Source organism: Neomesorhizobium albiziae (genome assembly GCF_900114255.1).
Classification (GTDB): domain Bacteria; phylum Pseudomonadota; class Alphaproteobacteria; order Rhizobiales; family Rhizobiaceae; genus Neomesorhizobium; species Neomesorhizobium albiziae.
Window position 1 is genome coordinate 1 of record NZ_FOSL01000085.1, and the last position, 1,707, is coordinate 1,707.

Here is a 1,707-nt window from a genome sequence, read left to right on the forward strand (position 1 = left end):
TATTACCCTTTGAGACGCAAATCAAGCATAGAACGAGAGCGATCGAGCGCAATTGTCCGATCAAAGGTGAAGTTACCTTTTGCGTTCAGGGAGTAATCACACCACCCTGCGGAACGCCCTTCTTGCCGGAGGCTTTCAGCATCATCTTCAGCAGATGCATGATGTCCGCGTCATCAACCCGCTGCGCCACTTTCTCCAACAGCCGGTCATGCCGGACATTGTCAAAGTAGGCTCGCAGGTCAAAATCGAGCACCCGCGTTTTCCGCTGGACGATTGCTTCAGCCACGCGCTTGATCGCGTCATGTGCTGTCCGCTTGGGCCGGTACCCATACGACCCCGGTTGGAAGTCAGCCTCGAACACAGGCTCGAGGATGAGCTTGAGCGCCCCTTGCACCACCCGGTCGCGGATCGCCGGAATCGACAAGACGCGGATTTTGCCCCCGTCTTTCGGTATCCCGTGCTTCCGGGCCGGAAGGGGTTGGTAGGTGCGCTCGGTCAGTTCGTCCCGTAACTGCGCGAGGAGAGCGTCTACGCCTTGCGCTTCAATGGCCTCGAACGTGACCCCGTCTATGCCCGGAGCCCCATTGTTCGCTTTGGCCATGTCATACGCCGCGCGCAGCGTCTCCATCTTGCAGACATGGACGTACAGTCCCCAGAAACGCCAGGACGGTTCAGCCTTCGCCTTGACGTATAGTCTCCGCCTCAGGTCTTGCAAATCGATGGACGCCTTTGTCATCTCGTCCTTGCCTTCCTTACGTTAGAGACATCGCAAATGGCAGGGCCCCTTGGCTCCACGGACATTACTCCGCTTCATCGCTACTACGGACCCGGCCGCCACCCTCTCGTCTTCGGCCGACTTCCCGGTGTCGCCGGTTATACGGCCTACCTTGCTCCGGCGATTTCTCGCTGGGACGAGGAGGGCTTCTCCAGTTGCTTGGCATGTCCTTGTCACCGTGCCGTCGCTTCCACCCCACCGAGGTGAAACAGCCGTGTCAGTCAGTGTTCGGCTGCTCATGCTGCCTTCGCCCTTCGGTTGCGGGCTCGGCCCTCGGACTTACTCACTTTCGAGGCCACAACGCGTTCTCTTTTGATACGGCCCGGTGACTCGTAATCTCCCCCAGGGAGATTTTGTCGATAGGCTTCAAAGGTTCTGTTTCCATCCCCTCTGCTATCCGAACTACGGGGCTCTGACTTCTACCCCGACAGGACTGTCTCCTGCTGAACATGCTAGCCTTACCTGGACACACAGCCGGACGTGAGCGTCTCCACTCATCCGGCTCCTACCGTCCAGCCGTTGCCCGATACAGCAATCGCCAATGTGCAAACAGCGCTGGCTCCCGACGCCTTACGTGCTGGACCCGGTACCGCGCACGCCGACGATGGCGTCTCAGGCGGCGATATTTCGACATGGCCCAGCGTGCCAGGCGCAGATCGAGATGCATCAATGCTCGGGAAAGTGCCGATTTGTGGTAACGACCATAGTAGTTCATCCAACCACGAAGGATCGGATTGAACATCTTGGCCAGATCATTGATGCGCTTGTCGATACGGCGGTCAAGCTGCCAGTCCCGCATTGTCTGACGGATGGCTTTCGCGGCTCGGTTGCTGATACCTGGACTGAAATTGACGAAGGTCTTGCCCCACAGGGCTCCGAATCCAGGTTAACGGCGTAGGTCGCCGAGGATTGCGGCGAGGTATTTCGGATCC

The 1,707-nt window shown here is 58.5% G+C and carries 2 protein-coding genes; both read right to left on the reverse strand.

The window, feature by feature from the left end; all coding sequences use genetic code 11:
• Positions 1–85: 85 nt before the first annotated feature.
• A complete protein-coding gene (locus F3H98_RS30865) occupies positions 86–736 on the reverse strand; it encodes a reverse transcriptase domain-containing protein (protein WP_149764803.1) in 651 nt (216 codons plus the stop codon).
• A 544-nt stretch (positions 737–1,280) separates the two neighbouring features.
• A complete protein-coding gene (locus F3H98_RS32765; RefSeq protein ID WP_149764805.1) occupies positions 1,281–1,646 on the reverse strand; it encodes a group II intron maturase-specific domain-containing protein in 366 nt (121 codons plus the stop codon).
• Between the last annotated feature and the right edge of the window lie 61 nt (positions 1,647–1,707).

Coding starts and splice junctions, on each gene's coding strand:
- F3H98_RS30865 (WP_149764803.1), bottom strand. CDS start 736: ATGACAAAGGCGTCCATCGATTTGCAAGACCTGAGGCGGAGACTATAC.